The 25,896-nt window shown below is 69.7% G+C and carries 22 protein-coding genes; 9 read left to right on the top strand and 13 right to left on the bottom strand.

Annotated features, from left to right (window positions below; all coding sequences use genetic code 11):
* Nucleotides 1–120 precede the first annotated feature (120 nt).
* The 5 genes from HKD39_RS16245 to HKD39_RS16225 form a co-directional block, all read right to left on the bottom strand.
* Nucleotides 121–1,998: a DUF222 domain-containing protein gene (locus HKD39_RS16245; RefSeq protein ID WP_171200926.1), complete on the bottom strand. Its 1,878-nt coding sequence runs from the start codon at nucleotides 1,996–1,998 to the stop codon at nucleotides 121–123.
* Between the two features lie 898 nt (nucleotides 1,999–2,896).
* Nucleotides 2,897–4,819: an amino acid ABC transporter ATP-binding/permease protein gene (locus HKD39_RS20115; RefSeq protein ID WP_171200925.1), complete on the bottom strand. Its 1,923-nt coding sequence runs from the start codon at nucleotides 4,817–4,819 to the stop codon at nucleotides 2,897–2,899.
* A gap of 62 nt (nucleotides 4,820–4,881) precedes the next feature.
* Entirely contained in the window at nucleotides 4,882–6,771 is a 1,890-nt protein-coding gene (gene cydD / locus HKD39_RS16235) for a thiol reductant ABC exporter subunit CydD (RefSeq protein ID WP_171200924.1), read from the bottom strand.
* A complete protein-coding gene (gene cydB, locus HKD39_RS16230; RefSeq protein ID WP_171200923.1) occupies nucleotides 6,768–7,907 on the bottom strand; it encodes a cytochrome d ubiquinol oxidase subunit II in 1,140 nt (379 codons plus the stop codon). The genes cydD and cydB overlap by 4 nt, the downstream gene beginning before the upstream one ends.
* A gap of 99 nt (nucleotides 7,908–8,006) precedes the next feature.
* Nucleotides 8,007–9,503, bottom strand: a complete 1,497-nt coding sequence (locus tag HKD39_RS16225) for a cytochrome ubiquinol oxidase subunit I (RefSeq protein ID WP_171200922.1) — start codon at nucleotides 9,501–9,503, stop codon at nucleotides 8,007–8,009.
* A 514-nt stretch (nucleotides 9,504–10,017) separates the two neighbouring features.
* Here HKD39_RS16225 and HKD39_RS16220 point away from each other — a divergent pair.
* The 3 genes from HKD39_RS16220 (at nucleotide 10,018) to HKD39_RS16210 (ending at nucleotide 13,608) form a co-directional block, all read left to right on the top strand.
* Nucleotides 10,018–10,221 (top strand): DUF7455 domain-containing protein, encoded by a 204-nt coding sequence (locus HKD39_RS16220; RefSeq protein WP_171200921.1) that lies wholly within the window; start codon nucleotides 10,018–10,020, stop codon nucleotides 10,219–10,221.
* A gap of 82 nt (nucleotides 10,222–10,303) precedes the next feature.
* Complete coding sequence (locus HKD39_RS16215) at nucleotides 10,304–10,825, top strand: hypothetical protein (protein WP_171200920.1); 522 nt, start codon at nucleotides 10,304–10,306, stop codon at nucleotides 10,823–10,825.
* A 179-nt stretch (nucleotides 10,826–11,004) separates the two neighbouring features.
* The gene (locus HKD39_RS16210; RefSeq protein WP_343074751.1) at nucleotides 11,005–13,608 is read left to right on the top strand and encodes an HAD-IC family P-type ATPase; all 2,604 of its coding nucleotides are present in this window, start codon (nucleotides 11,005–11,007) and stop codon (nucleotides 13,606–13,608) included.
* On the opposite strand, the gene HKD39_RS16205 is transcribed toward HKD39_RS16210, so the two are convergent.
* Nucleotides 13,609–15,447, bottom strand: coding sequence for a DEAD/DEAH box helicase (locus tag HKD39_RS16205; RefSeq protein ID WP_343074750.1), 1,839 nt, complete (start codon nucleotides 15,445–15,447; stop codon nucleotides 13,609–13,611).
* Between the two features lie 328 nt (nucleotides 15,448–15,775).
* On the opposite strand from HKD39_RS16205, the gene HKD39_RS16200 reads away from it, so the two are divergent.
* On the top strand, nucleotides 15,776–17,149 hold the full coding sequence (locus HKD39_RS16200; RefSeq protein ID WP_343074749.1) for a YihY/virulence factor BrkB family protein: 1,374 nt from the start codon (nucleotides 15,776–15,778) through the stop codon (nucleotides 17,147–17,149).
* A gap of 108 nt (nucleotides 17,150–17,257) precedes the next feature.
* Here the strand turns inward: HKD39_RS16200 and HKD39_RS16195 are convergent, their stop codons facing one another.
* The 6 genes from HKD39_RS16195 to HKD39_RS16170 all read right to left on the bottom strand — a co-directional run bounded on the left by HKD39_RS16195 (nucleotide 17,258) and on the right by HKD39_RS16170 (nucleotide 20,755).
* The gene (locus tag HKD39_RS16195; RefSeq protein WP_171200919.1) at nucleotides 17,258–17,488 is read right to left on the bottom strand and encodes a DUF3039 domain-containing protein; all 231 of its coding nucleotides are present in this window, start codon (nucleotides 17,486–17,488) and stop codon (nucleotides 17,258–17,260) included.
* A 22-nt stretch (nucleotides 17,489–17,510) separates the two neighbouring features.
* Nucleotides 17,511–18,068, bottom strand: a complete 558-nt coding sequence (locus HKD39_RS16190) for a TIGR00730 family Rossman fold protein (RefSeq protein ID WP_171200918.1) — start codon at nucleotides 18,066–18,068, stop codon at nucleotides 17,511–17,513.
* Between the two features lie 36 nt (nucleotides 18,069–18,104).
* A complete protein-coding gene (locus HKD39_RS16185) occupies nucleotides 18,105–18,770 on the bottom strand; it encodes an SDR family oxidoreductase (RefSeq protein WP_171200917.1) in 666 nt (221 codons plus the stop codon).
* 102 nt (nucleotides 18,771–18,872) lie between these two features.
* On the bottom strand, nucleotides 18,873–19,745 hold the full coding sequence (locus HKD39_RS16180; protein ID WP_171200916.1) for an FtsX-like permease family protein: 873 nt from the start codon (nucleotides 19,743–19,745) through the stop codon (nucleotides 18,873–18,875).
* 105 nt (nucleotides 19,746–19,850) lie between these two features.
* The gene (locus HKD39_RS16175) at nucleotides 19,851–20,222 is read right to left on the bottom strand and encodes an FtsX-like permease family protein (protein ID WP_484549464.1); all 372 of its coding nucleotides are present in this window, start codon (nucleotides 20,220–20,222) and stop codon (nucleotides 19,851–19,853) included.
* A 5-nt stretch (nucleotides 20,223–20,227) separates the two neighbouring features.
* The gene (locus HKD39_RS16170) at nucleotides 20,228–20,755 is read right to left on the bottom strand and encodes an ATP-binding cassette domain-containing protein (protein WP_212754669.1); all 528 of its coding nucleotides are present in this window, start codon (nucleotides 20,753–20,755) and stop codon (nucleotides 20,228–20,230) included.
* 172 nt (nucleotides 20,756–20,927) lie between these two features.
* Here HKD39_RS16170 and HKD39_RS16165 point away from each other — a divergent pair, with 172 nt between their 5' ends.
* The 3 genes from HKD39_RS16165 to HKD39_RS16155 all read left to right on the top strand — a co-directional run bounded on the left by HKD39_RS16165 (nucleotide 20,928) and on the right by HKD39_RS16155 (nucleotide 22,472).
* Nucleotides 20,928–21,494, top strand: coding sequence for a TetR family transcriptional regulator (locus HKD39_RS16165; protein WP_171200913.1), 567 nt, complete (start codon nucleotides 20,928–20,930; stop codon nucleotides 21,492–21,494).
* Complete coding sequence (locus tag HKD39_RS16160) at nucleotides 21,494–21,964, top strand: DnaJ family domain-containing protein (RefSeq protein WP_171200912.1); 471 nt, start codon at nucleotides 21,494–21,496, stop codon at nucleotides 21,962–21,964. Before HKD39_RS16165 ends, HKD39_RS16160 begins: the two co-directional genes overlap by 1 nt.
* Before the next feature lie 142 nt (nucleotides 21,965–22,106).
* Complete coding sequence (locus HKD39_RS16155; protein WP_171200911.1) at nucleotides 22,107–22,472, top strand: DUF3099 domain-containing protein; 366 nt, start codon at nucleotides 22,107–22,109, stop codon at nucleotides 22,470–22,472.
* 10 nt (nucleotides 22,473–22,482) lie between these two features.
* On the opposite strand, the gene HKD39_RS16150 is transcribed toward HKD39_RS16155, so the two are convergent.
* On the bottom strand, nucleotides 22,483–23,145 hold the full coding sequence (locus HKD39_RS16150; RefSeq protein WP_246232952.1) for an HhH-GPD-type base excision DNA repair protein: 663 nt from the start codon (nucleotides 23,143–23,145) through the stop codon (nucleotides 22,483–22,485).
* Between the two features lie 135 nt (nucleotides 23,146–23,280).
* Here HKD39_RS16150 and HKD39_RS16145 point away from each other — a divergent pair, with 135 nt between their 5' ends.
* Nucleotides 23,281–25,029, top strand: coding sequence for a DUF7059 domain-containing protein (locus HKD39_RS16145; protein WP_343074748.1), 1,749 nt, complete (start codon nucleotides 23,281–23,283; stop codon nucleotides 25,027–25,029).
* Nucleotides 25,026–25,481, top strand: coding sequence for a D-aminoacyl-tRNA deacylase (gene dtd, locus HKD39_RS16140; protein WP_171200909.1), 456 nt, complete (start codon nucleotides 25,026–25,028; stop codon nucleotides 25,479–25,481). The genes HKD39_RS16145 and dtd overlap by 4 nt, the downstream gene beginning before the upstream one ends.
* Nucleotides 25,482–25,896 lie beyond the last annotated feature (415 nt).

The following is a 25,896-nucleotide window of genomic DNA, read 5'->3' as shown; positions in this document are numbered from 1 at the left end:
GCTGACCGGCCCAGCGATTGCCGCTGCGATGGCTGGCCGGTCGAGCGTTCTCGACTGCTGACCGGCCGACCGTTCCCACGGCCAGCGAGCACGGTAGGGGTCGGGCAGTCCCGCGGGTGTTCAGAACGGCGGGAGGTCATCGTTCTGGTCAGGCGCACCTGGCTCAGCTTGATCCGATTGCGGCGCAAGAGATTCAGCGGGGCAAATAGTGGCGGGGCCCTGGTCACTGCTGTCCCGCGTTCCGCCCATTTGCTCCCCTGCCTCTTGTTCGGACGCTACCGATTCGCTCGGCGTACCGCGTGTCGCCGACCGGTCCGCGGCCTGACTGAGCGCCGCCGCCGACCGGCCACCCGGATCCGACGCAGGACCTGTTGGTTGCCACCAGGTTTCGGGTTCTCTGGTGTGGGTGCGGCCCAGCGGTGAGGTCCAGTGGTAGCTACCGCCGGCGGTGCGGGTGAGGGTCCAGCCGCCGCCGTCTTTGGCGCGGTGGTGGTGTTTGCACAGCAGGTTCAGGTTGTCCGCGCTGGTCGCTCCGCCGGCCTGGTACGGGACGCGGTGGTCGATCTCGGTGCGGGCGGCGGGTTGCCGGCAGCCCGGTGCCACGCAGGTGCGGTCCCGGGTGCGGATCTGTTCGGCGAGCCATTCCGGCGGCACATACCCCGCGATCCGGGTGGCATCCAGCAACGACCCGTCCAAGGGATCACACACCAACCGCTGCACAAGCAGGTCACAGCCGAGATCGGACCTACTGCCCGTCGCACTACCCGTCGCTTTATTCGATCTTTGCCCACTGCCGCTGGGTCTGCTGTCTGTTCCATGGGGAGTGCCTGGTCTTCGACTCGTCTCACTCGACACATCCGGTCTTCGGCCGGGCCCCTCGGACGGGCCAGGTTTGCGGCCGGCTTGATCGGATCGGCCGGGTTGATCGGAAGGGTCGGGTCTTCGGCCGGCTCGACCGTCACTGCCGGGCCGTCGAGCGCTTCCATTGTTGTTGCCCTGGTTCACTTCTCGCCCACCCATACCTGCACTCGTCTGTGTGCCGGTGTGGGTGCGGGCGAGGATGGTTCGGGCTTGGGCGGCGGTGATCGGCCCGTACCCGTCCAACTCACACACCTCGATACCGCCGGTCAGCACGGTGTACGGCATCGTCACCTGCAACCGCACCCTCGACCGCTGCCTCGCGGTCAGCTGGGCACCGCCGGGCAGGCCCTGCTCGACCACGTGGTGGAACAGGTCGACCAGACAGTCCGCGCGGCGGGCATCGATCCCGCGGGGGTCGTCGGGGGTTTTCGCGGTGTCGGCCATCACGGTCAACACCCGCCACACCACCTCCACCTCTTGCGCAGGGCCGTAGTACACCAGCTGCGCCATCCCATCCTCACCCGGCACACACGACACGCCCCGCTGCGCGACGGCCTTCTCATGGGATTCCCGGGCGTGGTCGGGGCTCAACCCGAGCAACACCCGCCGGACCTGACGGCGGAACAACCCCATCGGCCTCCCCACAGCGGAGGGATAGATCCGCTCCTCCAACCGACGCGCGGTGGCCTCGTCGAGGTGTTCGACTTGTTCGGCCAAATACCGGACTTTCGGTAGATCAATCTCCCCGGCGTTCCACGCCGCCCAGGTGACCGGAAGTTTCCGCAGCTGCTCCGCGATCGTGATCTGGGTGGCGGCGGCACGCTCAGAGATGATCAACGCCCCGGCGACTTCGGTGTCCAGGAACTCCCGCACCCCCACATAGCTCCGGGCCAACTCGCCAAGGTCGGCAGCGTTCAGCGCCTGCAAATGCCAGATCACCCGCTCCCGAGCCACCACCGAATCCAGCAACACATTCCCATGCAACACCACCCCCGCAACACCGGCATCAGCGGCACCGTTCGCCGAGTCCGTGTCGGCGCTACGCGCGGCAGCATCAGGGCGACCACTGTCGGCGTCCCCGGAGTCGGCATTGTCCTGACCGGGGTCGGCGTCAGTGGAGGGCGCGGGCACGGGCACCGCAGGCGAGTCACCCCGCTCGGCGACCAAAGCCGCTGTGGGCGGGCGGGATTCCAGATGCGCCACCAAACCCGACCCCGGCTGCAGCACCCCCAACGCCGTACACCACCGCTGGAACCCCGCGTGCGAAACCCCCGCAGCGCCAACCTGAACCGGCTTCCAGTTGAGCATCAACATCACCCCCTTGTGACACACCCAGATTACCTCTTCTAGTACGCATGTTCGATCCGCCGATCGGATGAAACCGGTGCCCGAAACGTTGTCGCAACGACAATCCGCAGGCCGACGCGACACGGGCCCGCCGTTACGGCGCGCCCTAGCGTCAACGGGTCACCCTTCGCCAACGCCAGCGGCATTGGCGCACCCGAGCAGCAGCTACGGCGCCCTCCGGCAGTGGGTGACAACAGAATTCATCGTCAGCGAATACTCGGCACTCGAAATCACGTGGGCACGCCCCACTCCACACCAGCGGTGACAGGCACGCTGCATCGGCGGCGAGACGGCGAGACGGCACGGCGGCCGGCGCACGAGAAGCGCTGCGACACCGCCAATTTGCCCGCACCGGCCGCGCCAGCAATCGATGTAACCGCACCCTGCCAGCAGGTCGACAGCGCCGCCAAGGTGCACCGACGCAACAGGTCTAGCCCATTGAGCCCACCAGAGACTGACAGCGCCCGCCTGGTCATGCTGTCGTAGCCCTGGAGCGCCCAGCGGTCGTTGTGACCGCCCTCCCCAAGCGGTCAACGCCTGCCGCTGGCATCAACGGGCTGCACGCCGCACCTGGCGAATCAGCCAGCTCGGCCCGGCAGCGGACTCTCGGCAGGCAGCGGCCGCGCGCCAAGCGGATCGGCTCGCGCCAGGCAGATCGGCTCGCGCCACGGGCAGCCACGCAGACACTTCAGGACAACCGAAGCACCTCATCGGCCAGGTCGGCGTCGGACTCGCGGTGGGTCACCAACACCGTGCAGCGCACCGGGTCTGGCGCCAGTACCGCCGCGGTCACGTGATCGGCGGTGGCGGCGTCGAGATGCGCGGCGGGCTCATCGGCGAGCAACAGCGGCCGGTCGGCCAACAGCGCTCTGGCTAGCGCGATGCGCTGCCGCTCCCCACCCGACACCGCGAGCCCACCGGGGCCGACAGCGGTCTGTAGGCCATCGGGCAGGGTTTTGATCCAGTTGGTCAGACCGGCTGCGCGGCAAGCCTTTTCCAGCTCTTCCTTCGACGCGGTCCCGCCCGAAGAGCTTGCCAGCAACAGGTTTCGCTCGATGGTCGAGTCGAACAGGTGCGCCTGCGGGGACAGCCATGCGGCCGGCAGCAGTCCATCCGGCAGCGGGTCCCCGGGGCCGGCCACCTCCTGGCCGTCGACGCTGATGCTCCCGCGGGACAACGGCAGCAAACCGAGCAACAAGGCCAACAGCGTCGACTTGCCAGAGCCCGACGGCCCCAACACCACGACCCGTCGACCCGGACCCAGCGTCAACGTGACACCGCTGACCGCGTCGACCTCCGCACCGGGCCAACGCACCGCCACGTCCCGCAACTGCACCACCGGCATGCGCGCCGGCTCGGGGAGGCGTTCGGCCGCCCGAGATACCGCCGAGCCGGCCACCGCACCGTCGACCGCGCCGGCAGTGCTCCCACCGGCGCTGTCCACACTGGCACCGTCCACAACGGCACCGCTCCCGCCCGCACCGGCGCCGTCCACAACGGCACCGCCCACGCCCGCACCACTCCCACCAGCGCTGCCCGCACCGGCAGGGCCCCCGCCCACACCGCGCCCGCCCGCGCCGCCCACGCCGGAACCCTGGTCCGCTGCCGAGGTGTCGAGCAGCCCAAGCACCCTGGCCGCGGCCGCTTTGGTGCGGCCAAGGGCCGCGGCACAGTCACCGGCGGCGGCCACCAGGTCCGTCAGCGACAGCGGAAGCAGCACCACGACGGCCAGCAGCACCGGGCTCAGCGACCCGCTCCGCACCGCCCCCAACCCGGCACCAACAATCAGCACGCAGGCCAGTCCGGTCACCGCAACGGCGAGCGCCAAAGTCAGTGCGCTGCGCCGGTTCTCGGAGTCCCGCGCACCCTGCAGCCGCTGTTCGGCGGTGGACAGCCGGTCCACCCCCTGCCGCCAACGGTCGTCGATGATCATGCCGTCGGAAGCCGCCAGCAGCGTTGCCACCTCGGTGTCGCGCTCGGCCCTGGCCCGCACCAGCGCACGCTGATCGGCCGCGGTTGCGCGGGCAGTCAACAGCGGCACCGCGATCATCGACAGCAGCATCGCGACCAGCAGCACCAGCCCGGCCAGCGGATAGATGATGCCGGACACCACGGTCGCGGCCGCACACACCACCAGCGACGCCAGGTACGGCAGCACACCCCGCAGGAAGGCGTCCTGCAGCTCGTCGACATCGGTGTTCACCCGGGTCAGCGCGCCGGCGTCGGTCAGCGCCAATCGCCCGTGCCGCAACCGATCTGCCAGCCCGCCGACCAGCTGCCGGCGCACCGTCACCAACATGGTGAGCACCGCGGCGTGCCCGGTCAGCCGCTCAACGTAACGCAGCACCCCGCGCCCGACACCGCAGGCCCGCACCAGCACGATCGCCACCATCAGCGTCAGCACCGGCACCTGCCCGGCGGCGGTCGCGATCAGCCAGGCAGCGGTTCCGGTCAGCGCCACCGCGCAGAACGCCGCACCCACCGCCGCCACCAGCGCGATCAGCAGCTGCCGCCGCCACGGCCGCAGCAGGCGCATCAGCCGGCCCAGCCCGACCGCACCGGTCTCCCCCGCTGCCGCGGCGGCCGCCCCCGACCCCGCTGCGGTTGCCAACCCCAACCCAGCAGCCCCAGTTGCCGCCGCCGATGACGAAGGTTCCCGCTCCGAACTGACGCTCATCGCACACCCGCGGGTTGGGAGATCTGCTGCGCCACAGCAGGTTGCGTTGTCGACGCCGCTGGCGGCACAGCATCACGCGCCGTTTCGGCAGCTTCGCCGGACGCCTGCGGCCCGGCGGCTGTCGGGTCGGCGGAGCTGAGGTCGATCAGCTGGTCGGCAGCGGACTCAAGGGCCGGACGATGGCTGGTGATCACCACGGTGCGCCCGGCCACCATGGCCGGAAGCGCCTGCACCACATGGTTTTCGGTGTCGGCGTCCAGCGCCTCGGTCGGCTCGTCCAGCAGCACGAGCGGGCGATCGGAGAGCACCGCGGCGGCCAGCGCCACCCGGCGGCGCTGGCCGGTTGACAGTTCCCGCACCCCGCGTCCCAGGCGGGTGTCAAGGCCGTCGGGCAGCTCGGCAACGACGTCGGTCAGTGCGCAACCGTCCAGCACCCGCTGCCACCGTTCCGGTGTCGGCTCGGTGCTCCCGCCGCGACCGGCCAGCAGCAACTCACGCAGGGTGCCGCTGTCGTCGCCGGGCAGCCGCTGCCCGCACCAGCCGACTTGCGCCCACCACTGCTCACCGGACACGTCGGCCAGGTCGATCCACTGCCCTGCCTGCTCATCAACCCGCTCCCCGGGCCACTCGCCGGCCGGTCCACCAGCGCCGGACCCCCGCTTGGCGGGCAGGGTGGTCTCGGTGCGTCCGGTATCGGCAAGATCCAGGCGCGCCAACAGGTTCAGCAGCGTCGACTTCCCCGATCCGGAGGCGCCGCGCACCACGGTGATCGCCCCGGCCGGGACCGACACGTCCGGCAGCGCCAGCCGGCGGCCGTCCGGGAAGGTCAACCCGACCTTGCTGGTACGCAGCGCCGGCGGCGCGGCCACATCGGTGCGTTCCCCCGCCGGCATCGGCGCCCTGTCCAGCAACTCGGTCGCCGCGGTGACGGCGGCAACGCCGTCCGCAGCGGCGTGAAAGCGCGTCCCGACCGACCGCAGCGCCAGGTACGCCTCCGGCGCCAGCAGCAGCACCAGCAGCGCCACGTCGACGGCGATACCGCCGTGCACCAACCGCAGGCCGACGGTGACGGCGACCAGCGCCGTCGACAGGGTCGCCAGCAGCTCGAGCGCCATTGCCGACAAGAACGCGATCCGCAGCGTTGCCAGCGTCGCTGTCCGATACCGTTCGGCGGCATCGCCGACCGCGGTCGCCAGAGCCTTGACCCGGCCGAGCACCACCAGATCCGGCAGCCCGGCGACGACGTCGGCGAACCGGCCGGACAGCGTCTCCGCTCGCCGCAGCGATGCCGCCGTCTCGCGTTGGGTGAACCAGCCGATCAGCGCCATGAACAGCGGGATCAGCGGCAGCGTCACCAGCACGATCAGCGCCGACAACGGGTCAACCAGCACCAGCACCAGTAGCACGGCCAGCGGGATCAGCGCGGCCTGCACCAGCGCCGGCAGGTACCGGCTGAGATAAGCCTGCATGCCGTCGAGGCCGCTGGTCAGCAACACCTGATGCCTGGTACTGGCGGCGGCCGAGCGATAGCGACTCTGCCCGCGCGCCAACGCATTCAACACTTCGGCGCGCAGTTGGCCGGCGGCGTCGGCCGCGGCCCGGCCGGCCATCCGCTCGCCGGCCCAGGCCGTCACCACTCGCACCAGCACGCAACCCGCGAGGATCATCATCGTGGTGCCGGTCGAGAGGCCGGCACCCGGCAGCGCTGCACTCAGCACCGACGCGGAATCGAGGGTGCCGGCGAGCGCGGTGGCCAGCAACCGGGCCAGCGCCCATGACTGCCCGATGACGGCGACCGTCCCGATTGCCGCCACCAGGCCGGATCCGACCAGCAGCGACCGGACGGCCGGGGCACGGCGCAGCAGCGCCGGCTCGACAGATCTCATGACCCGCCGGAGGAAGCCGCACCGGCTCCGGAGGTACTGCGCTCGCTGCGATTCGGGCCGGACGGATCGGTCGGGTCGATCGGATCGTCGTCGGGGTGATGATCCTGGGCCTCACCAGGAGTCGGCGGAATCTGCTTGGTGGAGATGCGTTTGCGGAACACCCAGTAGGTCCAGGCCTGGTACGCCAGCACGAAGGGCACCAGGAACAGCGCGACCCAGCTCATCACCTTCAGGGTGTAGTGCCCGGACGCCGCGTTGACCAGGGTGAGGGTGCCCGCCGGATCGCTGCTCGACGGCATCACCATCGGGTACAGCGCGGTGAAAATCGATGTGGCCCAAGCAACCACGCTGGCGGCGGTGGCGGTGAAGGCCCAGCCGTCGCGACCGGCCTTGGCCAGGACGACGCCGGCGGCCATCGCGACGACGCCAACCAGCCCGACCACCAAAGAGGTTGCCCCCAGCTGCATTCCGCCGATCCCGTCCCGGAACGTCTGCATCCAGATCACCATCGCGAGATAGGCGACGGCACCGAGCATGCCGGTGGGCAGCGCGACCCGCAGCGCCCTGGCGCGGACCTCGCCGGTGGTCTTCAAGCGCAGGAACACCGCTCCGTGGAATGCGAACAACAGGAACGTCAGCAGCCCGGTCAGCAGCGAGAACGGGGCGAAGTAGTCGCCAAGACTGCCGGTGAACTCGTGCTCGGCATCCAGCGGAACGCCGCGGATGATCGAGCCGAAGATGATGCCCCACAAGATCGATGGCAGCAGCGAGCACACCGTGATGGCGATGTCCCAGTTCCGCCGCCATTGCGAGGTTGAGCCCTTGCCGCGGTATTCGAATGCGACGCCGCGGACGATCAGGCACAGCAGGATCACCAACAACGGCAGGTACGCCCCGGAGAACAGGGTGGCGTACCAGAGCGGAAAGGCCGCGAACATGGCGCCGGCGGCGGTGATCAGCCACACCTCGTTGCCGTCCCACACCGGGCCGATGGTGTTGATCAGCACCCGGCGGCCGCGCGGTGTCCGTCCTACCGGAGGCAGCAGCATGCCGACGCCGAAGTCGAAGCCCTCCAGCGCGAAATAGCCGATCCACAGCACCGCGATCAGAGCGAACCAGAGCTCGTTCAAGGTCATGGCGTTTCCTTCACCATCGGCACGACGGTCATCAACAGGGCGGGCAACAACTGCTCGGTGTGCGGCTGGTCGGTAAGCGGCCGGCCGGCAACCAAGCGGTCAGTAGGCAAAGGCCAGCACATCGTCGGCATCCTTCTTCGTTCCGCCCGCACCGCCGGCGGAGTCGGGGTCGTCCGGGCCGTCCCCGTCGCGCGATCCACCGGAGGCACTGTCGGACAACGGGTTTCGTTTGCCGAGGCTGCGCAGAGCCTCTTCCTCGTCCGGCAGGCCCTTGCGGATGGTCTTCAGCATCAGGCCGACCTCGATCACCGCGAGCACCGCGTACACCAGCGTCAGCGAGATCAGCGATATCAGCGCCGTCCCTGGCGAGACACTGGGCGAGACCGAGTCTTTGGTCTCGAACATGCCGACCACCGTCCAGGGCTGGCGGCCCATCTCGGTGAAGATCCAGCCGGTCGAGTTGCCGATGAGCGCCGCGGTGAAGGCGATGATGGCCAGGTGCCACACCACCTTCTTCTTGGGTGTTCGGCCGCGTCTCATCAACCACAGCCCGACGATCGAGAAGGCCAGCAGCGCAAAGCCGGCACCCATCATGAACCGGAACATCCAGTAGGTGACGGGGATGTTGGGCTTGTAGTCGCCGGGGCCGTACAGCTGCTCGTAGCGTTGCTGCACGTTGTTGATGCCCTCGACGTGCCCGTTCGGGTTGCCGGTTGCCATGAACGACAACACCTTCGGCACCCGGATGGCCCAGACTTCTTCGCTGCTGTCGAGGGTGCCGATGGAGATCAGCGAGAAGGAGGCACCGTCGGCGTCGTGGTAAAGCGCCTCCGCCGCAGCCATTTTCATCGGCTGCACCTCGGTCATCACCTTGCCCTGCAGGTCGCCGGTGACGAAGGTCAGCAGGCTGGCCACCAGCAGCGCCCACAGCCCACCCTTGACCAGCGGCCGGAACACCTTGGTCTCGCGCTTCTTCAGCATGAACCAGGCGCTCACCGACACGATCAGCACCGCTGTCGTCATCCACGCGGTGGTCATCACGTGCGAGAAGGTGATCAGCTGCAGCTTCTGGAACAGCACGGCGCCGATGTCGTTGAGCATCGGCCGCCCGGTATCCGGGTTCAGCTCGATGCCGACCGGGTGCTGCATGAACGAGTTGGCAGCAAGGATGAAGTACGCGCTTGCCATGGTGCCGAACGCCACCATCCACATACAGGCGGCGTGAATCTTGGGCGGCAACTTGTCCCAGCCGAAGATCCACAGACCGAGGAAGGTCGACTCGATGAAGAACGCCAGCAGCGCCTCCATGGCCAGCGGCGCCCCGAAGACATCGCCGACGAAACGCGAGTAGCTGGACCAGTTCATCCCGAACTGGAACTCCTGCACGATGCCGGTGACCACACCGATCGCGAAGTTGACCAGGAACAACTTGCTGAAGAACTTGGTGACCCGCAGATGATCGGGATTGCGGGTGCGCAGCCAGGTGGTCTCCATGATGGCGACGAACAGCGCAAGCCCGATGGTGATCGGCACGAAAAGGTAGTGGTAGACGGTGGTGATCCCGAACTGCCAGCGGGCAATCCCCAGGGTGTCCATGCCGGCCGCTCCTTCTCGCGTCGCTCGCATCGCTGATGGCCGATCCGCGATCGGCCAGTCCCACCTGCGTCGGTGCCGGCTGGTCTGCCCAGTGCACCTGTGTTCACGGTGTCGCTGTGCTTCCTGCTGCGCCAGGGCCGGAGGTCCCGCCGAATCCCACCCCTTTGCCGCCGCGACCGGCGCGGCCGGTCGAGTGGCCCGATGTTAAGCCCCGGCGCCGGGTTGCGCTCATGGGCAACACGTCAACTCCGGTTGGCCGGTCCGCCAACCGCGTCCACACCGTGGGATCACGTTTCGCCGCCAGCGAATCGCGGCCGGATCAGCATCGGGTGGTCGGAACCAGATGGCAGCATGGGATCAGCGGCGCCACCGACCCGGGACGCAACACCGGAGCAGAACCAGCCGGAACCGGGCAGCCAGCAGCGACGTCGCAGCAGTACCCGGTTCACACCAGTCGGTTCGCCGGCAGGTTCAGTACCCGCCGGTTCGCCGGCACCGACGACGGGAGGACACGATGACCGCAACACTCGCCCCACGCAAGCCGCTGACCGCAGCCGACCGCTGCGATCGCTGCGGGGCCGCCGCCGTTGTCCGTGCCGTCCTCTCCGGCGGCGGTGAGCTGCTCTTCTGTGGCCACCACGCCGCCGAGCACAGCGCTCGGCTGACCGAAATGGACGCCGAACTGCAGGACTCCCGGCAGGAGGCCAGGGAAGTCTGACCGCCGGCCGCCCGCACCGAATACCCGCGACGCTCGCACCGAATACCCGCGGCAGTCGACGGCAACGAGCGACAATCACCAGGTGAGCATCAGCACAGCGGCGCGCGCGCCGAGCCATCAGGCAGGCCGATCGTTCTCGGCCGTCCGGCCCGACCTCGTCGCCGGCTTCCTGCTATTGATCGGCGGGACCGCCGCCGCGGTGTCGCTGCTGCTGCCGTGGAAGCCCGCCGACGGAACCCTGCGCGGCTTCGGGTCCATCACCGGGTGGGATCTGTTCACCATCGGCCGGAACATCACCGCCGACCCGAGCTGGTCGAAAATCGTTGCGGTCTACTCGATTCCGACGCTGTCGGTGGTGGGCGTCGCCAGCGTGCTGTTCGCGCTGATGATGTTCGCCAGGATCGATCACCTGCCGCCGGGCACCTTCGCCATGCTGATGACGGCCGCAGCGCTGGCCGGCGGCGGATTCTGGCTGGTGCAGGGCGGGCTCAGCGGCACCGGCATCCAAGCCATGCTGGCGCAGACCCAGGTCGGCTGGTTTCTCGGGATGGCCGGCACGCTGGTCGCACTGATCGGCGCGATCGTCGCGCTGGCGCGTTCCTGACCCGGCGGACACGTCCTGGCCCGACGGATAGATCCTGACCCAGCGGACTGGTCCTGACCCGACGGATACGTCCTGACCCGGGCAACCCACCCAGCGGAATCATCGCGCACCCAAAGTCAGGTGCAGTTGTCTACTTGAGTCGGTACTCGCTCCTCCGCCGGTACGGAACAATGTCTGATGTGACCGCTCCGCTCCCGCCGCCCTCTGACCTGGCCGGCCACTCTCCCGCTGCCCCCGTCGCCGACGCACCCGACGCGCCAGACACCCCGGCCACCGGCCTCACCGCGGACCAGGTGCAGCAGCAGGTCGCCGCCGGGCACACCAACGCGGTGGAGTCCGGCTCGTCGCGCACGGTGTGGGAGATCGTCAAGGCGAACGTCTTCACCAGGTTCAACGCCATCCTCGGCGCGCTGTTCGTGCTGATCCTTGCCACCGGTTCGATCGCCGACGGGCTGTTCGGCGTGATCCTGGTGGTCAACTCGCTGATCGGCATCGTGCAGGAGTACCTGGCCAAGCGGAAACTCGACAAACTGGCCCTGCTGAACGCGCCGACCGCGCGGGTGATCCGGGACGGCAACCTCAGCGAGATCCCGGTGGCGGACGTCGTCCTCGGCGACCTGATCGAGCTGCGCACCGGCGACCAGGTACCCGCAGACGGCGTGCTGCGCTCCGGCGACGGCCTTGAGCTCGACGAATCGAACCTGACCGGCGAATCCGATGCGGTGCCCAAGAGCCCCGGCGACAAGCTGATGTCCGGCACCGCGGTGGTGGCCGGTTCCGGGCGTTTCGTCGCGGCCGCCGTCGGGCAGGACGCCTATGCCAACAAGATCGCCGAGCAGGCGCGCAAGTTCACCAGGGTGCGCTCGGAGATTCAGGAGTCGGTCAACAAGCTGCTCAAGTGGATCACCTGGGTGATCGTGCTGGCGCTGCCGTTGCAGATCATCTCGCAGATCAGGGTGGTCGGTGATCAGGGCTGGCGGCAGGTAGTGATCCGGTCAACCGGCGGCCTTGTCGGCCTGGTGCCCGAGGGCCTGGTGCTGCTCACCTCGGTGGCGTTCCTGCTGGCCGCCGTGAAGCTGACCCGCCAGCAGGTGCTGGTGCAGGAGCTGCCGGCGGTCGAGGGCCTCGCCAGGGTCGACGTGGTGTGTCTGGACAAGACCGGAACGCTGACCGTGGGCGACATCGTCTTCGAGGACGTGAACCCGGTCGACGGGTTCGCCGATTCGGACTACCGGCAGGCGCTCGGTGCGCTGGCCGACGACGAGAACGCCAACGGCACGCTGAAGGCGGTGCAGCACGCGATCGCCGCGCCGCAGGGCTGGCACCGGGTCAGCTCGGTGCCGTTCAACTCTGCCCGCAAGTGGTCGTGCGCCGATTTCGGCGGTAACGGCACCTGGCTGCTCGGCGCCCCCGACGTGCTGCTGCCGTCCGACAGCCCGTTGCGGCAGCGGGTCAGCGAGTTGGCCCGCACCGGCCGGCGGGTGCTGCTGCTGGCCACCACCACCGAACAGGTGAACGGGCCGCAGCTGCCGTCGTCGCTCGAGCCCGCCGCGCTGGTCACCCTGACCGAGCAGATCCGGCCGGACGCCGCCGAGACCCTGGCCTACTTCCACGAGCAGGGCGTGCAGATCAAGGTGATCTCCGGCGACAACCCGCAGACCGTCGCGGCCATCGCCCGCTCGGTCGGGCTCACCGTCGACAAACCGGTGGACGCCCGCACCATCTCGGACGATCCGGCCGAACTGGTTGAGATCGCCCGAACCACAACGGTTTTCGGGCGGGTCTCGCCGGAGCAGAAGCGGGCGCTGGTGCTGGCGCTGCAGTCCCAGGGCCGGGTCGTTGCGATGACCGGCGACGGCGTGAACGACGCGCTGGCGCTCAAGGACGCCGACATCGGCGTCGCGATGGGCAACGGCGCACAGGCCACCAAGACCGTCGCACAGCTGGTGCTGCTGGACGGCAAGTTCTCGCACCTGCCATCGGTGCTGGCCGAAGGCCGGCGGGTGATCGGCAACGTGGAGCGGGTGGCGAACCTGTTCCTGGCCAAGAACGTGATGAGCCTGGTGGCCATCGTCACCGCAGCGCTGTTCGTACTGCCGTTCCCGTTCCTGCCGCGGCATTTGACGCTGGTCAGCGCCATCACCATCGGCATCCCAGCGTTCTTCCTCGCGCTCGGCCCGAACAAGCGCCGCTACGTTCCCGGCTTCTTGAAGCGAGTGCTGCGGTTCAGCATCCCGGCCGGGTTGATCGCCGGCCTTGCCGTTGTGGTGTCGTACCTGCTGGCGAACGCCCATTACGGGGTGCCGCGGGCGCAGTTCTCCGACCTGTGCGTGCCGGCGGACAAGCACCAGGAGATCCTTGACCGGGCCTGCTGGCAGCCGGGTACCGGCGCCACCGTCGCGCTGCTCGTGGTGTTCTTCTGGATCCTGATCGTGCTGGCCCGGCCGTTCCGGTTGTGGAAGGCGGCGCTGATCGGGTCGATGATCGCCATCGGGGTGCTCGCGCTGACCTTGCCGTTCGCCCGCACCTTCTTCGACTTCGACCTGCCGTCAGGGCTGGCCGTGCAGTCGCTGCTGGTCGGCCTCGGCGGAGCGGTTCTGGTGGAGATCGCCTACCTCACGGCGCCGACGCTGCGGAAGACCGCGCACATCCCCGATCCGCCGCCGCAGCACAAGCATCCGTCCGGCAGCGCGCCTCCAGCCGGCAGCGCACCACCGTCCGGCAGCGCCCCACCGTCCGGCAGCGCGCCACCGCCTGCGGACGACCAGGTCAGCCGCGGCTAGCTACAGCAGCCCGAGCAGGTGGTCGCGGCGTTCCCGCAGTACCTCGGCGCTGGCCGCGGCGGACGCCGGCCCCGGCACCGCTCGGCGCAGCAGCGCGTGCACCTTGGCGTGCGGATCACCGGTGCGGGCGGCGATCCGGCCGACCAGCTGGTTCACCTCGCGGCGCAGTTCGGCGGCCGCACGCCAACCGGTCGCCGAGGCCACCATGCCGCTGTCGGGCGCCCCGGCCCCGCCGTCCTGATGCCCCTGGCTCGCTTCGGCCCCGCCGGCACCGCCGGCCGGTGTGTCGTCGTCGTCCCGCCGACGGGCGGCGGCGTCCACCCGCTGCCGCAGCTGCGCGTCCCTGCGGGCCAGCAGCTGCGCCATCTGTTCCGGGGTGAGCAGCCCCGGCAGCCCGAGGAAGTCCTGCTCGTCCTCGGACAGCTCGACGGCCTCCCCCGGCGCCAGCGGCTCGGCGGTGACGGCCTTGCCGGAGTGCAGCACGTGCGCGAACTCGGCCTGCGACTCCAGCGATTCCCGTTGTGCCGTATCGGGTTCGGACTCGTCCACCACCAGATCGAGCGGGTCGGCCAGGTCGTCGGCCGGCGCCTTCGGCGGCGGGGACATCACGTAGTTGCGGTCGTTCTCCAGCTCTGCGGCCAACGCCAGCAGCGGCCGCACCGCCGGCAGGAACACCGTCGCGGTCTCCTGCGCCGCGCGGGCCCGGACCACGCGGCCGACGGCCTGGGCGAAGAACAGCGGCGTCCGGTAGCTCGTCATCCAGGCGAGGCAGGCCGCCCGCGGCACGTCGACACCCTCGGAGATCATCCGGACGCACACCGCGATCCGGTCGGTCGAGGTGCGGAACTTCTCGATCTTCGCCGACGCCTTGGGATCGTCGGACAGGATCAGCACCGGCGCGGTGCCGGTGATCTTCTTGACCACCTTGGCGTATGCCCTGGCGTCGTCCTGGTCGGAGGCGAGCACCAGACCGGCGGCGTCGTGGATACCGGCGGCGCGCAGGTGCGAGATCCGGTCGTCCATCGCGGCGATCACGTGCGGCACCCAGCCACCCGACGGGTCCAGAGCGGTGCGCCATGCGGCCTGCTCCACCGAGTTGGTCCCGGCCTGGCCCAGCTGCGCCGCGATCACTTCGCCGGCGCTGTTGCGCCACCGGGTGACCCCGCTGTACGCGGCGAACACCACAGGACGAACCACCTTGTCCGCCAACGCTTCTCGGTAGCCGTACCCGAAATCCGCCTTGGAACGCAACAACTGTCCGTCGGCCGAGGACTCGACGGCGTAGTCGACAAAGGGGATCCGCTCGTCGGCCCTGGTACGGAACGGCGTCCCGGTCAGGCTGAGCCGGCGTTCGGCGTCGGCGAACGCATCGGCGATCGCTTCGCCCCAGCTCAACCCGTCGCCGGCGTGGTGAATCTCGTCGAGCACCACCAGCGTGCGCAGCTTGAGCGCCCTGGCGCGGTGGATCGCCGGCCGGCCGGCCACCTGGGCGTAGGTGGTGACGTACCCGAGCGCGCCGCCGGGCACCGGGCCCTGCGCGTTGGTCAGCGTCGGGTCCAGCCGCATCCCGAAGGCGGCGGCCGCGTCGGCCCATTGGGTGCGCAGATGATCGGTCGGGCAGACCACGATCACCCGGTCCACCGCGCGGGCGGCGACCAGCCGAGAGGCCAGCGCCAGGGCGAAGGTGGTCTTGCCGGCGCCGGGTGTCGCCGTCACCAGAAAGTCGCGGCGACCGCCCTGGCCGCAGGCGGCGTGGTAGGCCTCGATGGCAGCGCGCTGCCACGGTCGCAGCCGCGCCAGATCGATGTCCGGCAGCAGGCCGGCGCGAGCCGCTGTCACTGACCCGCTCACCTCTTTCCCGCTGCCGTCCGAATGCCGGTGTCGCTTGCTCCGCCGATGCTTCGGCCCGATGACGCGGCGCCGCGACGGGGTCCGGCCGGCGGTAGTTCGGCCGGCCCGTCACAGCGCCGTCAGCGACCCTACCGGCGCCCGACGACGGTGCCGGCCACCGCCGCGCCGGGTCCGATACCGGCGGCTGCCGAGGTGCTGGTCGCGGGGTGTCGGCCGGCGGCAAGGTGACTGCGAGATCACAACTTTCAGCACAACTTTGGCCGGCTCCTGGGGTGTCTGATCGTCATCGCGGCGCGCAGTTGGCATCCTGGGATGTGTGACTTCCGTGGGAGAACCGCCCCGACGCTCGCCCGCTGGGCGACGCAGCGGTGACGGCGGTCAGCTGACCGACCCGCCCACGTCCGCGCTGTCCCCCGCCGACGAGAACCCGACGGTGGCGCTGCAGCGGGTGCCGGCGCGCGCCGAAGCCGGCCAGCGCCCCGGGACCGATCAGGCCGATCCCGCCGGGCCGGCGGGACGGGTGGGTTTGGAGGACGCCCCGACCATCGCGCTGGACACCGGCGCCGAGCCCGGCGACGGCGCTGCAGATCAGCTCGGCACCGGCGGATTCGTCGTCGGGCCGAAGGGTTCCAACCGGCAGGTGTCGTGGCACCTGCCGTCCACCGGTCCCATCCCGGTCAAGCCGGGCGAGCTGACCTCGCACCGCGGACGCAAAGTCTTGAAGCGGACGCTCAGCAAGATCTGGGACGACTCGATCTTCGGCTGGAGCGCGCAATGCGGCTTCTGGTGCGCGATGTCGACGGCACCGCTGCTGCTGGCGCTGCTCGGCATGTCCGGCTACATCGCCGGCTGGTTCGGGCCGGACACCATCAACCAGATCGAGGACCAGGTCAACCGTGCGCTGCAGACGGTGTTCTCGCCCGAGGTGTTCGACAACCTGTTGCGCGACAACGTCAGCAACCTGTTGCACCAAGGACGAGCCGATGTGGTGTCGGTCGGCTTCCTGATCAGCCTGTGGGCCGGGTCGTCGGCGATGAGCGCCTTTGTCGAGGCGATCACCATCGCGTACTGCCAGCACGAGGTGCGGCACCCGGCGGTGGAGCGGTTCTTCGCGCTGGGTCTGTACCTGGTTGGCCTGGTCTGCGGCATCGTGCTGCTGCCGCTGGCGGCGATCGGCCCGACAACGCTGACCAATCTGTTCCCCTCGGACGTGCACGACACCGTCTCCACCATCATCAACATCGCCTACTACCCGACCCTCGCGGTGGTGCTTGTGGTGTTGGTGACGACGCTGTACAAGGTCGCGCCGAAGCACAAGCATCCGTGGCGGCGCGGGCTTCCGGGCGCGGTGCTGGCGGCCGCGGTGTTCCTGGTGACCTCGACCGGCCTGCGCATCTACGTGTCGTATGTGTCGACCCACGGTCTTTCGTACGGGGCGCTCACCGTCCCCGTTGTGTACCTGCTGTTCTACTACTTCGTGAGCATGTCGATCATCTCCGGCGCGCAGTTCAACAACGCGCTGCTTGAGTACTTCCCGCCGAAGCGGTCGCGCCGGGCGATGCGGCGCTGGCGGCAGTTGCGCTCCGATCCGGACACGGTTGCCGCCCCGGGCGCTGCGGACGCGGCGGCCGCTGCCGACGCCGCGGAACCGGCCGGGGCCGGCGGTGCCGGTCAGCCGGACCGGGCCTGAGCCGGCGCCAGCGGCAAGCGTTTCACTGACCGGCGCCGGGGCGCGGGGATCGGAGCGCTGGGCGTCCGAAACGCTGGGGTCGGGGCGCCGGGGTCGGGCGCGGCCGGCTCAGTCGCGACCGGCGGGCAGCTGCTTGTAGATGCGCTCGCACTCAGGGCAGACCGGGGAGCCCGGCTTGGGCGATTTGGTGACCGGGAAAGTCTCACCGCACAGCGCCACCACGAAGTTGCCCATCACCGCTGACTCGGCGATCTTGTTCTTCCGGACGTAGTGGAACATCTCCGGGGTGTCGTCGGTGCCCTGGTCTACCGGCTTTTCCAGAATCTCGGTGCTGGTCATGCAGCAAGTGTAGGAGCGAGCGTCAGGTCGGCGTTTCCGCGCGTTCCATGGCCTCGGTGATGGCGGGCAGCACCTGCTCGGGCCGGTCGACGAAGGCGACCAGTCGCTCCAGCCTGACCGGCAGGAATCCTTCGGCGTCCATCCTGGCGAACTGCTGGCGCAGCCCGTCGTAGAAGCCGTCGGTGTTCAGGAACACGACCGGCTTGTCGTGCAGCGCATGCTTGCGCAGCTCAATGATTTCGGTGGCCTCGTCGAGGGTGCCCGTGCCGCCGACCATCACCACGATGGCGTCGCTACGGGCCAGCAGCAACGCTTTTCGCTCGGCCAGATCTTTGCTGACGACGATCTGGTCCGGCGGCTGGACCACGCGCGCCTTGCTCTCCAGGAACTCCACCGAGATGCCGAGCAGCCGGCCACCGGCGTCGTGCACGGCATCGGCGAGCGCCCGCATCAGGCCGACGTCGCTGCCGCCCCACACCAGCGTGTGCCCGCCGGCCGCGATCTCCCGGCCAAGGGACGTGGCGGCGTCGGTGTAGCGGCGGTCGAGGTCGGCGGCGGACAGGAACACGCAGATGTGCACGCACAGCAGGTTAGCCGGGCGCCGCGGACGATCCGGTCAGGAGTCCGTCCGCTCGGCCAGCCCGGCGAGCGCCTGGTAGACGGACACGTCTCCGGAGTTGAACTCGATCGTCCTGCCGACAGTGGCGTCCAGATCGACGGTGGTGGCGACCACGGCGGCAACGTCACCGCGGCTGACCGACTGCGGGTCGCTCGCCGTGACGTCGATCTTGCCGGTCGGCGGGTCGAGGGTGAGCCGGCTGGGACGAAGGATCGTCCAACGCAGGTCGGTCTGCCGCAGATACTCGTCGGCCTCGGTCTTGGCCTGCGCGTAGGGATAGAACGAATCACCTTCCGGCACACCGTGTTCGGGGCCGGCACCGAAGTACGAGACCATCACGAAACGGTCGGCGCCGGCCTGCTTGGCTGCGTCCATCGCGCGGATCGCCGCATCCCGGTCGACGGCATAGGTGCGCTCAGGGTCGCCGCCACCGGCCCCGGCCGACCAGATCACCACGTCGGTGTCCTGCAGCAGCTCGGCGATGGCGTCGGTGTCCAGGTTCTCGACGTCGGCCACCACCGGCATGGCACCGGTGCCGGCCACCACATCGGCCTGGTCGACGTTGCGGATCAGCGCCGTCACCTGATGCCCGGCGTCCACCAGCAGCGGTTCCGCCAGCAACGCCACCTTGCCGTGCCCGCCGATGATCACGATCTTTGCCATGCCGCCTCCTGACTGTGATTGCGCCTCCGCCAGGCTAACCGCGCCGGAACACCCGTGCCCGGCGGCGTCAGGCAGGGCTGGCAGGCAGGGCTGGCAGGGGCGTCAGGCGATGGCGGCGGCCGCTGTCGCCGCGCCCGCCGTGGGCCCGCGGGCTGCCCACCTGGCGATGAGCAGGCTGCCCACCGCGCCGACCAGCACGACGGCGACGTACGGTACCGGCGCGAAAGCCGCGGCGGCACCGCCTTTCTTCAGTATTGCGAACGGGATCACCGACAGCATGGCGCCGACGCAGCCGACGGTCACCGACACCAGCACCGCGACCGCCATCTCCCAGGTGAGCATTCTCCGGAGCTGTGGTGCGGTCGCACCGACGGACGACATGGCAGCAAACTCCTTGCCCCGTCTGCGGATCGACGAGATCACGTTGTTGGTGAGGGCGATCGCCATGAACGCGGCGATCAGCCCGACCACCAGGTAGTTGATCGACGCCATCAGTTGGCCGATACCGCCGCTGTCGTCGGCGCCGTTCGCGGAGTTCTCGATCGCCTGCATGCTGAGCGTGCTAGCCGCCACCCCGACGAACAACGTCAGGAACGTGACAACCGGGCGTATCCGCTCGGGCGCGACCCGAAGGTTGATCCGGGCCAAATGTCCTGCGGCGGAGCGCTTTCCGACCGGGATCGCGCGCAGTACCAGGTTGGCTCCGGCCAACAGCTCGCGGGCCAGCAGTGCCAGCCCGACAGCGACCAGCACACAACCGGGGCCGGTGGCGGCGGTGCCGTAGACCGTCATCGGGTCGGTCGCGAGGGCGGTGGCCGACGAGCCGAGCCCGGCGGCGATGAACACGGCGGCGGTGATTCGCCTGGTGCGGCCACCGCCGGCCCGGCGTTTGCCCGATTCCGGGGCGCCGACGGGGCTGCGCTCGGCGGCCGCGCGGGAACCGAAGTAACCGCCGAATCCGGTGGCCAGCACCATGATCGCGCCCGCGAGTGCTGGCAGCGCGAGGCCGGGAGCGTAGCTGGTGGCGTCGCCGATGACGCCGGCGCTGCGGGTCTGCCCGACGATCAGCCAGCCGACCAGTTAGCTGGCCGCCACGCCAGGAATGGCGGCGAGCAGGCCGACCCCTGCCGAGTCGACGCCGACCATCCGGCGGACCTGTTTCGGGGTCGCCCCGGTGAGCCGCAGGCCGGTGATCTCGTCGACCCGGCCGTCCAGCGTGACACCGACGGTGGACAACACGGCGAACACCACGATGCCGACGATCCAGCTGCCGAGGATCACCGGGAACTGGGTGAGAAACGGCCGGTCGGCGGCGGCGACGTCCGGCCTGAGCCCGGTGGCGAGCAGGCCAGCCATGCCGGACACCAGGACGGTGCCGAACATGCTGACAATGGCCGTTGCCAGCAAGGCGCTTCGGTGAAAGACCGCTGACCGCAAGGTGATTCGCAACATCACGCTCACTCCCCTTGGGCGAGCCGAGCGCGCCAAGTGAACGCTGCGGCGGGTTCACCGGCGGCATCGGCTCCGGCGCCAGCCGCGGACTCGACGCGCTCCACCAGGGAGGCCATCCGGGCGGCGACCGCACCGGCGTTCGGCTTCGGCAGGCGGTCGACGATGCTGCCGTCGGCCAGGAACAGCACCTGGTCCGAGTAGGCGGCGGCCGACGGGTCGTGGGTGACCATGCCGATGGTCTGCCCGGCATCGGCCAGGCCCCGCAGCAGAGCCAGCACCTCGCGAGCGCTGCGTAGGTCGAGCGCGCCGGTGGGTTCGTCGGCGAACACCAGTTCCTTGCCGGCCAACACCACCGACCCACCGGTGGGCTGCTGCAGGCCGGCTGCACAGTGCAGCAGCGTGGTCTTGCCGGAGCCGGACGGCCCCATCACCGCGGTGAAGCTGCCGGCTGGGATCTCCAGGTCGATGCCGCGCAGCGCCTGCACGGGTTCAGGATTGCCCGGATAGGTGCAGGTCAGGCCCCGTAGCGCCAGCGCCGGCGGAGCCCCGGATGCGGAACCCTGCTGCGCTCCGGGTGCGGCTGGAAGTGAGTGAGTCGTGCAAACACGCTCCTGCTGTGGGAGGTTGGTTGGCCAGGCTTCTGCCGCCGTGCGTAAACGACTGTATGAAACGAGTGTTTAAAACACAAGTTGCTAGACTGCGACGGTGGCCACATCCGCAAAAGCCAAGGCGCCCACCAAGGATCGACTGCTCACCGCGGCCCATCGCTGCCTGCTGCAGCGCGGATATGCCGCCACCACGGTGCGGGATCTGGTGGCCGAGAGCGGCGCGAACCTGGCCTCGATCAACTACCACTTCGGGTCGAAGGAGCGGCTGCTCAACCAAGCGCTGTTCGAGCTGAACAGCCAGTGGGGTGAGGTGATCTTCGCGGCGCTGGACGGTGCCGGTGGGTCTACCGCCCAGCGCTGGCAGCAGGTGATCGACTCCATCACCGAGCGGCGCGACCTGTGGTTCGTCAACTTCGAGGCACTGGTCTTGGCTCAGCACGACGAGGAGATCCGCAGCGGCCTGGCCGAGCGCGGCGACGGCGCCAGGGTGGCGCTGGCCCGCTCCTTCGCCGGAGTGACGGCGGAGAACAGCAGCGCCGCCGACGTGCACAGGGTCGGATCGTTCTACTACTCGCAGCTGATCGGGGTCGCATTCCAGTGGCTCACCGACCCGGAGACCGCGCCGTCCGCTGAAGAGGTCGCCGGCGGCCCTAATCTGGGGTGATGGCAGCACACCCGCACCGCGAGTCACCGGTCGATCAGGCGATCAGGGAAGCGGCCGAGCGCGGCGCTTTCGACAATCTGCCCGGTGCCGGCAAACCGCTGCCCGAGCACACCGGCGGCGACGACTTCTTGCGCAGGTACGCCGCCGCCGAGGAGTCCGGATCATCCTTTCTGCCGTTGTCGCTGCAGCTGCGCAAGGAAGCGCACGACCTGCCGGCCCGGCTGGCCCGCGAGCGCAACGAACAGAAGGTGCGGGCGCTGATCGACGACCTCAACCAGCGCATCGCCGCCGAGATCAGGGTGCCGACCTCTGCCCCGCCGCTGGTGATGCGGCAGTTGGACGCCGACGAACTGGTGGCGGATTGGCAGGCCGAACGCGATCGCAGGGCCGCCGAGCAGCAGGCCGCGCTGGCCGCCGGGCGCCCGGAACCCGCCCCGCGGCGGCGCTGGTGGCAGCGCCGCTCACGCTGAACCGCCCGGCCCGGCCAGCCACACCCGCCGGGTCTTCCGGGTGCAGCAGGGCTCGTCATCTCCCGCCGGGCTCGCCATGTCCCGGGCTCGCCATGTCCCGCCGGGCTGACGGCGACCGCCTGCGGCGAGTACCGTCGAAACCGTGCCAGCGCACAGTGAACAGCCGCAGGTGATCACCGGGGCGGAGCTCTCGTACGACGACCAGCTCCGCATCCGTCGGCGACGCTATCTGCTGATGATGGGGCTGCGGATTCCCTGCCTGTTGCTCGCGGTGGCGTTCATGCACATCTGGTGGCTGGCGCTGCTGATCATCCTGATCTCCATCCCGCTGCCGTGGATGGCGGTGCTGATCGCCAACGACCGGCCCTCCCGCCGCACCCGCAAGGCACCGGTGGGCGTGATCAATCACGAGAACGCGCTGCCGGGCCGCACCGTCGAACTGCCGCCGTCGGCCGAGGTGATTGACGCACCGGACCCGGCCGAGCACCGTTCATCGACGGCCGGGTAGGTAGGCAACCTCAGGCTTTGGCCTTCTTGGCAGTTGCTGTGGTTTTGGCTGCGGGTTTGGCGGCCTTCGTGGTGGGCTCGGCCGCCTTCGCAGGCTTGGCGGCTTTCGCGGCGGCCTTCGCCGCCTTCTTGGCGGCGCGCACCTGCTGCAGCGACTCCGGATCGGTGACGTCGGCCACCGAAATCCGGCTGCCATCGGCGCCGTAGTCCCCCGCCGCCTGCCGCCAGCCGTCCGGGGTGACGCCGTACTGCTTACCCAGCAGCGCGACGAAGATGGCCGCTTTCTGCGGGCCGAAGCCCGGCAGCGCCTGCAGCCGGCGCTTCAGCTCGGCACCGGAATCTGCGGTGCTCCAAAGGTTTTCGGCGTTGCCGTCGTAGTCGTCCATCAGCACCCGCGACACCGCCTGCAGCCGCCCCGCCATCGATCCGGGGAACCGATGCACCGCCGGCGGCCGCGCGCACAGCGCCGCGAACTCCTCCGGATCGGCCGCCGCGATCGCGGCAACGTCGAGGGTCCCGCCCATCCGTTCGGCGATCACCGCCGGCCCGCTGAACGCCTTCTCCATCGGCACCTGCTGATCCAGCACCATGCCGAGCAGCAGCGCATTGCCGTCGCCGGCCAGCAGCTGGTCCGCGGCGTCGTTGCCGGTCAGGAACATCGAGGTGGCAGTCATGCGATTCAGCATGGCACGCCGCGGGTGGGCCCGGTCGGTCAGCGGGTGGGCCGTCGCCGGCCAGATCGCGGAAGATCGTGCACCGAGTTTGGTGCACGATCTTCCGCGATCGGGCCGGTCACTAGGGTCAGGCAGGTGAACTCCCAGGCGCCGCGACCTTCCACTGCCAGCACCGCACAGCCACTGACCGATCTGGACGCCGTCGACGCGCTCGGTGCCGACCTGCGCGCGGCCGGTTACGACGCCGTCGGGGTGCCGTCCCTGCTCGGCGCGTCTGCCAACGGTGCGATGGCCCGCGGCGAGTTCTGGCCGGCGCTGCGCGCCACCGCCGCCGCGCCGGGTCCGCTGGCCACGGTGGTTCGACTGTTTCTGTTGGGCACCAGCGAGCCGGTCGCCGAGGTGGCGGCGGCGCTGCCCAGCCTCGGTGTCGAGCGGGCCGTCGTGACCGGGGTCCTTGAGCCGGACGGTGAACTGCTCAGGGCCGCCGTCGACATCCGGCCGCACGCCGCCACCGACGCCGACGGCCGCGCCGACCACGAGTACCTGGTGGTGTCCGATCTCGACTCCGACACCCGCCCAGGGCCGGTGCGGCACGACCATGTGCTCGGGATTGGGGCGGCGTCGATGTCGCTGGCCGGCGCGGTGATCCGCACCCCGGTGCGGACGGCGCTTGATCTCGGCACCGGCTGCGGTATCCAGGCGCTGCACATCGGCGAGCATGCCGACAGCGTCGTCGCCACCGACACCAACCCGCGGGCGCTGGCGCTGGCCGCCGCGACCGCCCGACTGAACGGCCAGCACTGGGACCTGCGCTCGGGGAGCCTGTTCGAACCCGTTGCGGGACAACGCTTTGACCTGATCGTGTCGAATCCGCCGTTCGTCATCGGAACGGGCGAGCAGAGCTACATCTACCGTGACTCCGGAATGGCAGGCGACGCCGTCTGCGAACAGCTGATCCGCGGGATACCCGAGCACCTCAACCCCGGCGGGGTCGCCACCGTGCTGGCCAACTGGCTGGTCTTCGGCGACGACGACTGGCGCGGCCGGATCGGATCGTGGGTGGGCGGCACCGGTTGCGACGCCTGGGTGGTACAGCGCGAGTTCGCCGACCCGGCCCATTACATCTCGATGTGGTTGGCCGACGCCGGCGAGGACCGCACCACCGCGGCCCGGACCGGCGCCGAGTGGCTCGACTACTTCGAACGGTCCGGGGTGCGCGGCATCGGTATGGGCGTGGTGACGCTGCGCAAGTTGACCGACGCCGAGGCGGCCGCACGGCAACCCGACCAGGTGCTTGACGAGATCACCGCGGCCGGTGAAGAGGTCACCGGCGCGGCGGCCGAAGCGTTCCTGGCCGCCCGCCGGCTGCTGGTGACGCGCAGCGACGACGAGCTGCTGGACCTGCGGCTGCGGCTGGCACCCGACGCGCTGCTCACCGAACGCTCGCTCGCCGGGCACGACGGCTGGACGACAGTGCTGCGGATGCTGGAGCGGCAAAGCCCCGGCGCTCACCTCCAGCTGGACGATTGGGGCCGCTCACTGCTGGCCGGCTGCACCGGGCAGCTGCCGCTGCGGCTGCTGCTCGAGCTGTTGGCCGGCGCCAACGGTGTCGACGAAGCGGCCCTGACTCAGGCGATGCTGCCGACGGTGCGCACCGCGGTCGGCCGCGGTCTGCTGCTGGTCGAGGACACCTCTGAAGGTGCTGCCGGTGCCGCCGCCGACGGTGCCGACGGCGACGGTGCTGACGATGCCGCCGGTGCCGGTGCTGATGGTGACGGTGACGGTGCCGGTGCCGGTGCCGCCGCCGGTACTAACGATGCTGACGGCGACGGCGCGGCGGGCCGATCCGGTACCGGAACGTCACCGGGACCGGTAGCCGAATGAAAGCCGTAGTGAGCCGAGTCACATCGGCGTCCGTGCGGGTCGGCGACGAGTTGGTCGGTGCGCTCGACGGCCCAGGCCTGCTGGTGTTACTGGGGGTGCACGTCGACGACACTGTGGCCGAAGCAGCCAGGATGGCGGACAAACTGCATGGATTGCGCATCCTGCCGCCGGCCGAGCCGGGCGGCCCGGAACGATCCACCGAAACCGCCGGAACCGGCATGCTGATCGTGAGCCAGTTCACGCTGTACGGCGACACCGCCAAGGGCCGGCGTCCCAGTTGGTCGGCCGCCGCGCCAGCGGCGCAGGCCGAGCCACTGGTCGGCACGGTGATCTCGCTGCTGCGACAACGGGGCGTTCCGGTCGCCGAGGGACGTTTCGGCGCGGAGATGGCCGTCAGCAGTGTCAACGACGGACCATTCACCGTCCTTGTCGAGGTCACCAGCGGGCGGTGACCGCAGCACGGAGGCGCAAACCTGTTGTACCCCAAAGCCTTTTACCTCCCATCCGATCACATTGGGGGCAGTCGTCCGGACAACATCGCGGCGGCGTCGGCGCCGGCGAAGTGCGGCACTCCATTCCGGTGCCGCACAGCGACACCAGCCCGGCACCGACCGGTAGCCCTACCACCACCGGGAATGCCGCAGCGCCGGCGGCGGTTGGCATTCTCATGGCGTTCCCATCGGAGGCACACCGCCCCCCACGCCTGATGCTCTTGAGTAATGCGCAACGCAGGCACCGGCGGGAAGCGTCAAGTCAGCGAAGAGGCCGGTTTCGTCCAGTGTCAGCGCGGCAGCAGCAACGCAGCACCAACGAGGTTGCACAACCGTTTCACCACTTCGATTCAGCGCCGTCGGGGTTGCTGGAGCA

Source organism: Nakamurella aerolata (assembly GCF_013002705.1).
GTDB lineage: Bacteria > Actinomycetota > Actinomycetes > Mycobacteriales > Nakamurellaceae > Nakamurella > Nakamurella aerolata.
The sequence above is the reverse complement of the archived record's forward strand: the minus strand, read 5'-3'. Positions and strand labels throughout refer to the sequence as shown.